The following is an 11,769-nucleotide window of genomic DNA, read 5'->3' as shown; positions in this document are numbered from 1 at the left end:
CAGACGCAGGTCGGGCGGACAACGGGATTCAGGCCTCGTCGACGAGGAAGATGTGCGACGCGACCTCGACGGGCAACTCCAGCCCGTCATCGACGCCGTCCATCTCGACGAGCACGTAACCCTCGTTGAAGCGGTAGTTCCCGCGCTTGCCCGGCAGAACACCCGCCGCTTTGAGTTGCTGCAGCAACTCGGGATCGACCTGCGCCGGCTCGGCGAGACGCCGGACGGTTCCGGAGATCGGTGCACCGGCATCCGTCAGCTTGCGCACCAGACCCACCACACCCTCTTCGAATGTGGAACTGGCCGTGTCGCCCAACTGGTCGAGGCCGGGGATGGGGTTGCCGTACGGCGATTCGGTCGGGTGTCCGAGGAGTTCGACGAGGCGACGCTCGACCTGCTCGCTCATGACGTGCTCCCAGCGGCAGGCCTCATCGTGGACGTAGGCCCAGTCCAACCCGATGACGTCGCTGAGCAGACGCTCGGCGAGACGGTGCTTGCGCATGACGTCGACCGCCTTCTGCCGCCCGTCGTCGGTGAGCTCGAGGCGTCGGTCCTCGGAGACGACGACGAGGCCGTCGCGCTCCATACGCCCCACCGTCTGCGAGACGGTCGGACCGGAGTGCCCCAGCCGTTCGGAGATGCGGGCGCGCAGGGGAACGATGTTCTCTTCCTCCAGTTCGAGGATCGTACGCAGGTACATCTCGGTGGTATCGATGAGATCGGTCATTGAGGATTCCTCGGCTTCGCGGCGGTTCTCCCAGCCTACCGACCCCCTCCGACACACGCGCGGGCGGGTGCGAACCCCGCCCTAGAATCGACGCATGCCGCACGTGGACCTCCCCACCGAACTCCTGCCCGCCGACGGTCGCTTCGGGTGCGGCCCCTCCAAGGTGCGCGGTGCGCAGCTCGAGGCGCTCGTCACGCGCGGCGCCACGATCCTGGGCACCTCGCACCGCCAGGCGCCGGTGAAGAACCTCGTCGCCAGCACCCGCGAGCGGCTCGCGCAGCTGTTCCGTCTGCCCGACGGGTACGAGATCATCCTCGGCAACGGCGGGTCGACCGCCTTCTGGGATGCCGCCGCCTTCGGTCTCATCGAGAACCGCAGCCAGAACCTCGTCTTCGGTGAGTTCGGTGGCAAGTTCGCCGCGGCCGCCGCCGCCCCGTGGCTGCAGGCGCCCGACGTGCGCCGCGCGGAGCCCGGAACACGCACGGCGTTCGAGGCCGTCGAAGGGGTGGACGTCTACGCCTGGCCGCACAACGAGACGTCGACGGGCGTCTCGGCGCCGATCACCCGCGTCACGGCCGACGCGGGCGCCCTCACCGTCATCGATGCCACCAGCGCCGCCGGCGGCATCGACTTCGACGCGACCCAGGCCGACGTCTATTACTTCGCCCCGCAGAAGAACCTCGGCTCGGACGGCGGACTCTGGTACGCCGCCGTGTCGCCCGCCGCGATCGAGCGGATCGAGCGGATCGCGGCATCCGGGCGCTACATCCCCGAGTTCCTGAGCCTGAAGAACGCCGTCGACAACTCGCGGCTGCAGCAGACCCTCAACACCCCCGCCCTCGCGACCCTCCTTCTGCTCGACGAGCAGTTGGGCTGGATCCTCGACAACGGCGGTTTGTCCTGGGCCGGCGCCCGCACGGCGGAGTCCTCGTCCGCGCTGTACGAGTGGGCGGAGGCCAGCTCCGTCGCGACACCGTTCGTCGCCGACCCGGTCGACCGGTCGCCGGTCGTCGTCACGATCGACTTCGACGAGTCCGTCGACGCGTCCGCGGTGGCCAAGAGCCTGCGCGCGAACGGCATCGTCGACACCGAGCCCTATCGAAAGCTGGGGCGCAACCAGCTCCGTATCGCGACCTTCGTCTCGATCGACCCGGACGACGTGCGTCGGCTCATCGGGGCAATCGACTACACGATCGAGCACCTGCCCCGCGGCTGAGTCCCGTCGCGCACAGGAAGCCGTCTCGCCCCGCGAGGCGGCTTCCGTCGTCCGGGCCGGCGACACGTCCACCGCGCGCCGCCCCGACGCGCGTCAGTAGCTGCGTTCGCGCTCGTCGTCGTCCGAGCTGTCGGAGTCGTCGTCGTCGTCCGAGTCGTCGGGATCCGAGTCGTCGGAGTCGTCGGCGGTCTCGTCCAACTCGTCGATGTCGACACCGTCGAGGTCGCCCGCGTGCAACCGCGCCTGGGGCTCCTCGTCATCATCGTCATCGTCGTCGTCGTCGGAGTCGTCCGAATCGTCGTCGTCATCCGCGTCGTCGTCATCGGAGTCGTCGAGGTCGTCGTCATCCGCGTCGTCGTCCGCGACGGCCGCTGCCGCCTGCGCCGCCTGGTATTCGGCGAGACGGGTCGCCCACGGCACCCAGTCCGGAGCGAGCAGCGCGCCCTCACCGGGCAGGAGCTCGGCCTCGAGCACCGTCGGCTCGGAATCATCGACCACGGCGACGCTCACGGTCCAGTACCACCCCGGGTAGCCGGCGAGGCGCGTGTGGAATCGCAGGGAGACGGCCCCGCCCTCTTCGACGGTGTATCCGGCGGCCGGGCCGATGGTATCGGCCGGGGTGATCTCGCGGAGAGCCGCCAGTGCCAGATCGTGGGCGGCGAGCAGGCGCTCGTCGGCGGCGGGCTCAGGCTTCGAAGTCATCGGCGACCTTACGCAGGACCGCGGCGATCTTGTTCGCGTGAGCGCCACTCGGGTAACGGCCGCGACGCAGGTCGCCGCCGATGCCGTCGAGGAGCTTCACGAGGTCCTCGACGATGATCGCCATGTCGTCGGCGGGCTTGCGAGACCGCTTGGCCAAGCTCACGGGGGCATCGAGCACCCGCACCGAGAGGGCCTGGAGACCGCGCTTGCCGTCGGCCACACCGAACTCCAGACGGGTGCCGGCCTTGGGTCCGGGGGTCCCGGCGGGCAGGGCGGTGGCGTGCAGGAACACGTCCTGGCCGTCATCGGTGGTGATGAAGCCGAAGCCCTTCTCGTCGTCGTAGAACCTGACCTTGCCGGTGGGCATGGACACCTCGCTGAATGTGTGCGCGATCGCGCGGCGGAACACGGGACCCGATCGGATCCCGGCCCCTCAGCCTACGCCACGCCCGCCAGGCAGTAGGCTGACGACGATGAGCACACGCACCCCCGACGGCGATGTCCCGATCCGTCGCGTCGACCGAATCCTGGCATTCATGTCGCTGGGTCTGCTCGTCCTGTCGATCGCCTGCTTCTTCGCCGTGATCATCGGCTCCACCGCCGGGGCCGACATGAGTTCGGGGGTCTGGCCCACCGTCGGCGTCCTGATCTACGTCGCACCTCCCGTGGCCTTCGCGTGCCTCGTGGCGGTGCTCATCATGAGCTTCGTGCGAAGGGCACGCGCGAACAAGGGACGCTGACGTGCCCGAGACCTCCGACCAACGTGCACTGGCGGTCTCGTTGAGCGCCTTCGGCGACGAAGATCTCGCGCAGCTCCTCGCTGATCGCCATGTCGCGGCATCCGCGACGTGGCGCGACATGTTCGACGCCGCCGACGCGCTCCTGGATGCCGGCTCGGTGGCGCGCGCCCTGCCCACGCTGGACCGCGCGGAGGCGGAGGCGCTCGTCGCCGCCGTCATCGGCGGCACCCCGGCGCAGCATGACACCCGGCGGGCGCTGCAGCAGCGGGCGCTCGTCGACGATTCCGGCGTCCCCTACGCCGCGGTCGCCTCGGCTGTGCGCGAGGCCGCACCCGAAGGTCTCGCCGACGTCCCTCCCGGACCGTCGGCTCGTGCGGTCTCGAACGACGACGCCGCAGCCGAGTCCGCCTTCACCCACAGCGCCGCGCTGGCCGATGTCCTGATGCTGACGCTGGACGCTCCCCTGGGCCGGATCGGCTCGGGATCCCTCGGCGCGAGCGAACGCCGACGCCTCGTCGATGCCGGAGCCGCAGGCTCGGCCGAAGAGGCCGACCTCCTCGTCGGGACGGCAGCCCGCGTGGGCCTGCTGGGCTCGAACGGCCGCGCGTGGCTCGTCACCGCCGCGGGGCGGGCATGGCTGCGTCTGCCAACCCTGGAGCGCTGGGCGAGCACCGCCCGCGCGCTGCGCGACGCACTCCCCCGGGCATATCGAACGCCCACGGGCGGATGGAGGCCGCCGACCACCTGGGCGGGGGCGACGCCGTTCGATCCCGCCGGGCCCGAGCGGGCCGCACGGTGGACGCACCGGCTCCGCGCCTGGGGCCTGCTCGACGACGACGGCGCGGTCCCGCCGTGGGGACGAGGACTCGCCGACGGCGGCGATGTCGACGTCTCGGCCCTGCGGGACCTGCTTCCGCCCGAAGTGGATCGCGTGTACCTGCAGAACGACCTCACCGCGATCGCCCCGGGCCCCCTGGCCCCGCACCTCGACGTGCGGCTGCGCGGCATGGCGGCGCGCGAGTCGCGGGCGCAGGCGTCCAGCTACCGCTTCAGCGCGGCGACGATCGGTGCGGCCATCACGAGCGGCGAGACCGCCGAGAGTCTGCGGGAGTTCCTGACCGGAATCTCCCTGACCGGCCTGCCCCAACCGCTGGCGTATGTCATCGAACGCACCTCCGCTGAGCATGGACGCGTGCGTGTCGCCGCCGACACGGCATCCGGTCTCACCACCGTCCAGACCGACGACGAGACGTTCCTTCGTGCGATGGAGGTCGACACCGGGCTGCGCTCGGTCGCCCTCGCCCGCTCGGGCGACGAACTGATCACGCACGTCGCGGCCGATGTGGTCTTCTGGGCCCTGAGTGACGCCCGTTACCCGGCCGTGGCGGTGGACGACGAGGGGCGCCCGCGGGCGGTGGAGCGGGCGAAGATGGCCACGACCGCGACACCCGAAGACCCGGCTGACGTCTATGGCCCCCTGATCTCGCGTCTGCGGGCCGGCGGAGAGGATTCGGATGCCGCGTGGCTCGAGCGCGAACTCGACCAGGCGGTGCGCGCTCGCGCGATCGTCGACGTCACCGTGCGGCTCCCCGACGGATCGGCGCGGGTATTCCGGCTCGAGGCGACCGGTCTGGGCGGTGGACGGCTCCGGGGCCGCGATCGCGCCGCGGACGTCGAACGCACCCTGCCCCTGTCGCACATCGACGCAGTCAGCCCGGTCGTCTGAACGAGTCGCCCCACCGGCGACCTCGCACACAGGGCACGGGTAGAATCGAACGCTATGGCTGACGGTCCCCTCATCGTTCAGAGCGACCGCACGGTGCTCCTGGAAGTCGCGCATCCCGATGCGGAGACGGCGCGACACGAACTCGCGGTGTTCGCCGAGCTCGAGCGCGCCCCCGAGCACATCCACACGTATCGCATCACCCGGTTGGGCCTGTGGAACGCGCGGGCGGCCGGACACGACGCCGATGCGATGCTGCAGACGCTCGACCGCTGGACGCGCTTCCCGGTGCCGGCCTCGGTGAGCACCGACATCCGCGAGACCGTGGGCCGCTACGGGCGCCTCGTCATCGAGCGCGACGCCGACGGCGCTCTCGTGCTGCGTTCGACCGATCCCGCCGTGCTCGGCGAGGTCTCGCGCAACAAGCGCATCGCTCCGCTGCTCATCGGCCACCCCACCCCCGACAGCTTCACCGTCGACGCGTGGGCCCGTGGGCACATCAAGCAGGAGCTGCTGAAGATCGGCTGGCCCGCCGAAGACCTCGCCGGGTACACGCCCGGCACGCCGCATCCGATCGACCTCGACGAGGACGGCTGGAAGCTGCGGCCCTATCAGCGACAGGCCGTCGAGTCCTTCTCGGAGGGCGGCTCCGGGGTCGTGGTGCTGCCGTGCGGCGCGGGCAAGACGCTCGTCGGCGCCGGAGCGATGGCCGAGACCCGAACGACCACTCTCATCCTCGTCACCAACACCGTCAGCGCCCGGCAGTGGCGCGACGAGCTGCTGCGTCGGACGAGCCTGACCCCCGAGGAGATCGGCGAGTACTCCGGTCAGTCCAAAGAGATCAAGCCGGTCACGATCGCGACGTACCAGATCCTCACCGCCAAGCGCGGCGGCAAGTACGCCCACCTCGCTCTGCTCGACGCGCTGGACTGGGGCCTGGTCCTGTACGACGAGGTGCACCTGCTGCCGGCACCGGTCTTCAAGCTCACCGCCGACCTGCAGGCCCGGCGCCGTCTGGGCCTCACCGCGACCCTCGTACGCGAGGACGGCCGCGAGGGCGACGTGTTCAGCCTCATCGGCCCCAAGCGGTTCGACGCGCCGTGGAAGGAGATCGAGGCGCAGGGCTTCATCTCCCCCGCGGCCTGCTACGAGGTGCGCATCGACCTTCCGGCCGACGAGCGTCTGGAGTACGCCGCCGCCGCCGACGAGGACCGCTATCGCCTCGCGGCGACCGCGCCCGCCAAGATCGACGTCGTCAAGCGACTCATCGACCGTCACCCCGGCGAGCGGGTGCTCGTGATCGGCCAGTACCTCGACCAGATCGACGAGCTCGCCGACGCCCTGGACGCTCCCAAGATCACCGGCTCGACCCCGGTCTCCGAGCGAGAAGAGCTGTTCCAGGCCTTCCGCGAGGGAGAGATCTCGCTGCTGGTGGTGTCGAAGGTCGCGAACTTCTCGGTGGACCTGCCCGAGGCATCCGTGGCCGTGCAGGTCTCGGGGTCGTTCGGCTCCCGTCAGGAAGAGGCCCAGCGCCTCGGCCGCCTCCTGCGCCCCAAGCAGTCCGGGCACACGGCGAGCTTCTACACGCTCATCGCCCGCGACACCGTCGACCAGGATTTCGCCCAGAACCGCCAGCGATTCCTGGCCGAACAGGGCTACGCGTACACGATCCTGGATGCCGACGGAATCGACGCCGCGGCCGCGTGAGCCATATCAGCGCGCGGCGTTTCTCGCGATATCCAGCGCTTCCATGAGTGAAGTCACGATAATGGGCGCATGACAGCACCGCGCATCCTCGTCGTGGACGACGAACCGAACATCCGCGACCTGCTCATCACGAGCCTGCGTTTCGCCGGATTCCAGGTCCGGGCCGTCGCCAACGGCGCCCAGACCATCTCCGCGGTCCTCGAAGAGGAACCCGACCTCATCGTGCTCGACGTGATGCTGCCCGACATGAACGGGTTCAGCGTCACGAAGCGCCTCCGCGGCGCCGGCTACACCGCCCCGATCCTCTTCCTCACCGCGAAGGACGAGACCGAGGACAAGATCATGGGCCTGAACGCCGGCGGCGACGACTACGTCACGAAGCCGTTCAGCCTCGACGAGATCGTCGCCCGCATCCAGGCGATCCTCCGCCGCACGATGCAGGCCGATGAGGAATCCGTCATCCGCACGGGCGAGCTGACGATGGACCAGGACACCCACGATGTCAACGTCGGCGACGTCTCGATCGACCTCAGCCCGACCGAGTTCAAGCTGCTGCGCTACCTCATGCTCAACCCGAACCGGGTGCTCTCCAAGGCGCAGATCCTCGACCACGTGTGGGAGTACGACTTCAACGGCGACGCCGGCATCGTCGAGAGCTACATCTCCTACCTGCGCCGCAAGATCGATCCGCACTCCTCGGAGCCGCTCATCCAGACCAAGCGCGGCTTCGGCTACATGCTGAAGTCGGGCAAGACCGCCTGAGCGGGGCCCCATCCTGGAGAACTCCGACGACGCGCTGGCCCACTGGTGGCGCCGGCTGAGCCTTCGCACGAAGGTGACCGGCGTCACGGTCACTCTCTTGGCCGTGGGGCTGTTCGCCGCGGGCATCGGGACCATGGTGTTCCTGCGCACCACGCTGATCAACAACCTCGATGAGCAGCTGGCGCAGCAGGCGGCCGGAAACATCGCGAACAGCATCTTCGTGACCGACGAGGTCGACGGCCAGGTGCGGTTCACGGAGGTCGACAACGCGCCGCAGATCGGTTCGATGGTCGTGGTGTACAGCCCGGACGGCCAGCGCGTGGCGTTCTTCAACGGCACGGCGATGAAGACGGTGCCGGAACTGCCCGAGACCTTCACCGTCGAGCAGACCTACAGCCAGGTCGATCGCCGTATCGAACTCCAGGACCCGGTCTCGGGTCAGCACTTCCTCGCACGCGTGGGTCAGCTCGTCGTGCCCGGCTACAACGGCGTCTACACCCAGATGGTCATTCAACCGCTGGCCCCCACCGACCGCATCGTCGCCGCGTACCTCGGCATCTACGGTTTCGTCGCCCTGCTGATCCTCATCGCGAGCGCCCTGTTGACCCGCGCGCTGGTCACGCTGACCTTCCGCAGCCTCGGCCAGGTCGAGACGACGGCGATGGACATCGCGGCGGGCGATTTCAGTCAGCGTCTGACCGACATCGTGCCCGACACCGAGGTGGGCCGATTGAAGGCGGCGATCAACGCGATGCTCGGCCGCATCGACGGTGCCCTCAACCAGCGGGATGCCACGGTGCGACAGATGCGTCGATTCATCGGCGACGCGAGCCACGAGCTGCGCACGCCGCTGGTCACGATGCGCGGATATGCCGAGCTGTACCGGATGGGCGCGATCCGCTCCGACGAGGACGTCGCCCAGGCGATGGAGCGCATCGAGAAGGAAGCCATCCGCATGGGCGCGCTGGTCGAGGACCTCCTCGCCCTCGCGCGCCTGGACGAGCGACGGGACGTGGCGATCACGACGCTCGATCTGCGCCCGATCGCCCGCGATGCCGCCCTCGACCTGCGCGTCACGTCGCCGCAGCGCGAGGTCACAGTCGACGACACCACGAGCCGGGACGCGATCGTGCTGCCGGTGATGTCGCTCGAGCCGGCACAGGAAGCCGACAACGACGCGACGGGGTCTTCGGCCAAGCGTCGCACGGCCCCCACGACGTCCGCGATGGCGATCGCCGGGGCCACTCTCTCGCGCCTGCGGAGACGTTCCCGCGACGCCGCGGAGACCGCGCAGCCCGGCGAGCCGGCGTCGGCCTCTCGTGCCTCCGCCGTCACCACCGGAGCGCACACCGTGCCGCGGCTGGCCCCGATCGTCCTGGGCGACGAGAACCGCGTGCGCCAGGTCGTGGCGAACCTGCTCGGCAACGCCCGCCGCTTCGCTCCCGAAGACTCCCCGATCGGCCTGCGGGTGGGGGTGGATGCCGAGGCCGACATGGGCTGGATCGAAGTGATCGACCACGGCGAGGGCATCCCCGAACAGATCCGTGAGCAGATCTTCCAGCGCTTCTGGCGCGCCGACACGTCGCGCACCCGCGAGACCGGCGGCTCGGGGCTCGGACTGTCGATCGTGGCATCCATCGTGGATCTCCTGCACGGCACCGTCGAGGTCTTCGACACCCCCGGTGGCGGGGCGACATTCCGCGTCTCCCTTCCGCTCGCCGCACGTCGCGATGCGAGCGAGCACGCGCTCATCGAGACGCAACCGCTCGAGCGCCTCAGCGACGTCCCTCTCCCCGACGCCACCGCCTGACGCCGTCGGCTTCTCTGCCAGACGCTCGCTGCCCCTGCGCCCTCGCCGGCCCGCGCCCGCGCTCCTCGCGCTCCCGCGCTGGCCCCGAGCCCGCGCTGCGTCGGGTCCCAGGTTCCCCGCGCCCGCGAAGCGTCGGGTCCCAGGTTCCCCGCGCCCGCGAAGCGTGCCACGCGCTCCCGCACCTCGTCCAGGGACGTCGGGCGTGCGTCACCGACGCGCCGCACCGAGGAACGAGGAAGGCCCCCTCCCGGAGGAGGGGGCCTTCCTTACTGCCGAAGCGTGGATCAGAAGTCCATGCCACCCGTGGGGTCGCCGGCCGGAGCCGGGTTCTTCTCGGGCTTGTCGGCGACGACGGCCTCGGTCGTGAGGAACAGACCGGCGATCGACGCGGCGTTCTGCAGAGCCGAGCGGGTCACCTTGGCCGGGTCGATGATGCCCTGTGCGAACAGGTCACCGTACTCGCCGGTCGCGGCGTTCAGGCCGTGTCCGACGGGCAGCTCGGCGACCTTGTTGGCGACGACACCGGGCTCGAGACCGGCGTTCAGCGCGATCTGCTTGAGCGGGGCCTCGATGGCGACCTTGACGATGTTCGCCCCGGTGGCCTCGTCACCGGCGAGCTCGAGCGTCTCGAACGCGGTCTTGCCCGCCTGGATCAGGGCGACGCCACCACCGGCGACGACACCCTCTTCGACGGCAGCCTTGGCGTTGCGCACGGCGTCCTCGATGCGGTGCTTGCGCTCCTTCAGCTCGACCTCGGTGGCCGCGCCCGCCTTGATGACGGCGACGCCACCCGCGAGCTTGGCGAGGCGCTCCTGAAGCTTCTCGCGGTCGTAGTCGCTGTCGGTGTTCTCGATCTCGCGACGGATCTGGGTCACGCGACCCTCGATCAGCGCGGAGTCACCGGCACCCTCGACGATCGTGGTCTCGTCCTTGGTGATGATCACCTTGCGGGCGCGGCCGAGCAGGTCGACGGTGGCGTTCTCGAGCTTGAGGCCGACCTCTTCGGTGATGACCTGACCGCCGGTGAGGATCGCGATGTCCTGCAGCTGCGCCTTGCGACGGTCGCCGAAGCCGGGAGCCTTGACGGCGACCGACTTGAAGATGCCGCGGATCTTGTTGAGCACGAGCGTCGCGAGAGCCTCGCCCTCGACGTCCTCGGCGATGATGAGGAGCTCCTTGCCCTCCTGGATCACCTTGTCGACGATGGGCAGAAGGTCCTTGATGTTGGAGATCTTCTGGTTCGCGATCAGGATGTAGGGGTCTTCGAAGACCGCTTCCTGGCGCTCGGGGTCGGTGACGAAGTACGGGTTGATGTACCCCTTGTCGAAGCGCATGCCCTCGGTGAGCTCGAGCTCGGTGCCGAAGGTGTTGGACTCCTCGACGGTGACCACACCTTCCTTGCCGACCTTGTCGATCGCCTCGGCGATGAGCTCGCCGATCGCGGGGTCAGCGGCCGAGATGGACGCGGTCGCAGCGATCTGCTCCTTGGACTCGACCTCTTTGGCCGAGGCGAGCAGCTCGTCGGTGACGGCCTTGACGGCCTTCTCGATGCCCTTCTTGAGCGAGATGGGGTCGGCGCCGGCGGCGACGTTGCGCAGGCCCTCGCGAACGAGCGCCTGGGCGAGGACGGTCGCGGTGGTGGTTCCGTCACCGGCCACGTCGTCGGTCTTCTTGGCGACTTCCTTGACCAGCTCGGCGCCGATCTTCTCGAACGGGTCGTCGAGCTCGATCTCCTTGGCGATCGAGACACCGTCGTTCGTGATGGTGGGAGCGCCCCACTTCTTCTCGAGCACGACGTTGCGACCGCGCGGGCCCAGGGTCACCTTGACGGCGTCGGCAAGAGTGTTGAGGCCGCGCTCGAGACCGCGCCGGGCCTCTTCGTCGAAAGCGATGATCTTTGCCATAAGTGTGTCGTCCCTCCCGGACGGGTGACTTCCAAATTTGGCACTCGACGAAAGCGAGTGCTAACTCATTCTGGCACTCGCCCCTGGGGAGTGCAAGCCGCCCCGACCCCGCACGAACGACGCCGCCGTGGCATCCGGTGAGGGATGCCACGGCGGCGGGGAGCGAGGGGCTCAGGCCATGAGGCGAACGGACTCCGCCTGCGGACCCTTCTGCCCGGATCCGACCGTGAACTCCACGGCCTGACCCTCCTCGAGGACTCGGAATCCGGTCATCTCGATGTTCGAGTAGTGGACGAAGACGTCTTGGCCGTCCGTCACGGTGATGAAGCCGTAACCCTTCTCGGCGTTGAACCATTTGACGGTGCCCTGGGCCATGCGAACTCTCCTGTTGCTGAACGACGAGGTCATCGTAAGCACGCGGACCCTCGTCGTTCCGGCCCCGGAGACCATTGTTGACACAGCGGCATCCAACTTTTTA

The 11,769-nt window shown here is 69.2% G+C and carries 11 protein-coding genes; 6 read left to right on the top strand and 5 right to left on the bottom strand.

Features of this window, described 5'->3' with window-relative positions; all coding sequences use genetic code 11:
• Nucleotides 1–28 precede the first annotated feature (28 nt).
• Nucleotides 29–727 carry an iron-dependent transcriptional repressor DtxR gene (locus tag AC3E6M_RS05940; protein WP_138172653.1) on the bottom strand — a complete coding sequence of 233 codons (699 nt, stop codon included), beginning with the start codon at nt 725–727 and terminating at the stop codon, nt 29–31.
• 94 nt (nt 728–821) lie between these two features.
• On the opposite strand from AC3E6M_RS05940, the gene serC reads away from it, so the two are divergent.
• Nucleotides 822–1,943 carry a phosphoserine transaminase gene (gene serC / locus AC3E6M_RS05935; protein WP_490529337.1) on the top strand — a complete coding sequence of 374 codons (1,122 nt, stop codon included), beginning with the start codon at nt 822–824 and terminating at the stop codon, nt 1,941–1,943.
• 93 nt (nt 1,944–2,036) lie between these two features.
• On the opposite strand, the gene AC3E6M_RS05930 is transcribed toward serC, so the two are convergent.
• Nucleotides 2,037–2,645 carry a DUF3027 domain-containing protein gene (locus AC3E6M_RS05930; protein ID WP_490529336.1) on the bottom strand — a complete coding sequence of 203 codons (609 nt, stop codon included), beginning with the start codon at nt 2,643–2,645 and terminating at the stop codon, nt 2,037–2,039.
• Nucleotides 2,629–3,012, bottom strand: coding sequence for a cold-shock protein (locus AC3E6M_RS05925; RefSeq protein WP_138172656.1), 384 nt, complete (start codon nt 3,010–3,012; stop codon nt 2,629–2,631). The genes AC3E6M_RS05930 and AC3E6M_RS05925 overlap by 17 nt, the downstream gene beginning before the upstream one ends.
• A gap of 106 nt (nt 3,013–3,118) precedes the next feature.
• Between AC3E6M_RS05925 and AC3E6M_RS05920 the strand changes: the two genes are divergently transcribed.
• The 5 genes from AC3E6M_RS05920 (at nt 3,119) to AC3E6M_RS05900 (ending at nt 9,387) form a co-directional block, all read left to right on the top strand.
• Nucleotides 3,119–3,385, top strand: coding sequence for a multidrug ABC transporter ATPase (locus AC3E6M_RS05920; RefSeq protein WP_138172657.1), 267 nt, complete (start codon nt 3,119–3,121; stop codon nt 3,383–3,385).
• 1 nt (nt 3,386) lies between these two features.
• Nucleotides 3,387–5,111: a helicase-associated domain-containing protein gene (locus AC3E6M_RS05915; protein ID WP_490529335.1), complete on the top strand. Its 1,725-nt coding sequence runs from the start codon at nt 3,387–3,389 to the stop codon at nt 5,109–5,111.
• Between the two features lie 54 nt (nt 5,112–5,165).
• A complete protein-coding gene (locus tag AC3E6M_RS05910; RefSeq protein ID WP_138172659.1) occupies nt 5,166–6,815 on the top strand; it encodes a DNA repair helicase XPB in 1,650 nt (549 codons plus the stop codon).
• 69 nt (nt 6,816–6,884) lie between these two features.
• Nucleotides 6,885–7,577, top strand: coding sequence for a response regulator transcription factor (locus AC3E6M_RS05905; RefSeq protein ID WP_138172660.1), 693 nt, complete (start codon nt 6,885–6,887; stop codon nt 7,575–7,577).
• 133 nt (nt 7,578–7,710) lie between these two features.
• The gene (locus AC3E6M_RS05900) at nt 7,711–9,387 is read left to right on the top strand and encodes a sensor histidine kinase (RefSeq protein WP_490529631.1); all 1,677 of its coding nucleotides are present in this window, start codon (nt 7,711–7,713) and stop codon (nt 9,385–9,387) included.
• A gap of 284 nt (nt 9,388–9,671) precedes the next feature.
• On the opposite strand, the gene groL is transcribed toward AC3E6M_RS05900, so the two are convergent.
• Entirely contained in the window at nt 9,672–11,291 is a 1,620-nt protein-coding gene (gene groL / locus AC3E6M_RS05895; protein ID WP_490529334.1) for a chaperonin GroEL, read from the bottom strand.
• A 171-nt stretch (nt 11,292–11,462) separates the two neighbouring features.
• Nucleotides 11,463–11,666 (bottom strand): cold-shock protein, encoded by a 204-nt coding sequence (locus AC3E6M_RS05890; protein ID WP_138172662.1) that lies wholly within the window; start codon nt 11,664–11,666, stop codon nt 11,463–11,465.
• Between the last annotated feature and the right edge of the window lie 103 nt (nt 11,667–11,769).

It is taken from the genome of Microbacterium sp. SCPM-O-B-15248 (M128) (assembly GCF_058214835.1).
Note: the sequence above shows the minus strand (reverse complement) of the source record. Positions and strands in the feature narration are given on the sequence as shown.

Excerpts from the sequence above, each read along its gene's own strand:
- AC3E6M_RS05940 (WP_138172653.1), bottom strand. The coding sequence starts at position 727 with ATGACCGATCTCATCGATACCACCGAGATGTACCTGCGTACGATCCTC.
- AC3E6M_RS05900 (WP_490529631.1), top strand. The coding sequence starts at position 7,711 with ATGGTGTTCCTGCGCACCACGCTGATCAACAACCTCGATGAGCAGCTG.
- AC3E6M_RS05920 (WP_138172657.1), top strand. The coding sequence starts at position 3,119 with ATGAGCACACGCACCCCCGACGGCGATGTCCCGATCCGTCGCGTCGAC.
- AC3E6M_RS05925 (WP_138172656.1), bottom strand. The coding sequence starts at position 3,012 with ATGCCCACCGGCAAGGTCAGGTTCTACGACGACGAGAAGGGCTTCGGC.
- AC3E6M_RS05905 (WP_138172660.1), top strand. The coding sequence starts at position 6,885 with ATGACAGCACCGCGCATCCTCGTCGTGGACGACGAACCGAACATCCGC.
- groL (WP_490529334.1), bottom strand. The coding sequence starts at position 11,291 with ATGGCAAAGATCATCGCTTTCGACGAAGAGGCCCGGCGCGGTCTCGAG.
- serC (WP_490529337.1), top strand. The coding sequence starts at position 822 with ATGCCGCACGTGGACCTCCCCACCGAACTCCTGCCCGCCGACGGTCGC.
- AC3E6M_RS05910 (WP_138172659.1), top strand. The coding sequence starts at position 5,166 with ATGGCTGACGGTCCCCTCATCGTTCAGAGCGACCGCACGGTGCTCCTG.
- AC3E6M_RS05930 (WP_490529336.1), bottom strand. The coding sequence starts at position 2,645 with ATGACTTCGAAGCCTGAGCCCGCCGCCGACGAGCGCCTGCTCGCCGCC.
- AC3E6M_RS05890 (WP_138172662.1), bottom strand. The coding sequence starts at position 11,666 with ATGGCCCAGGGCACCGTCAAATGGTTCAACGCCGAGAAGGGTTACGGC.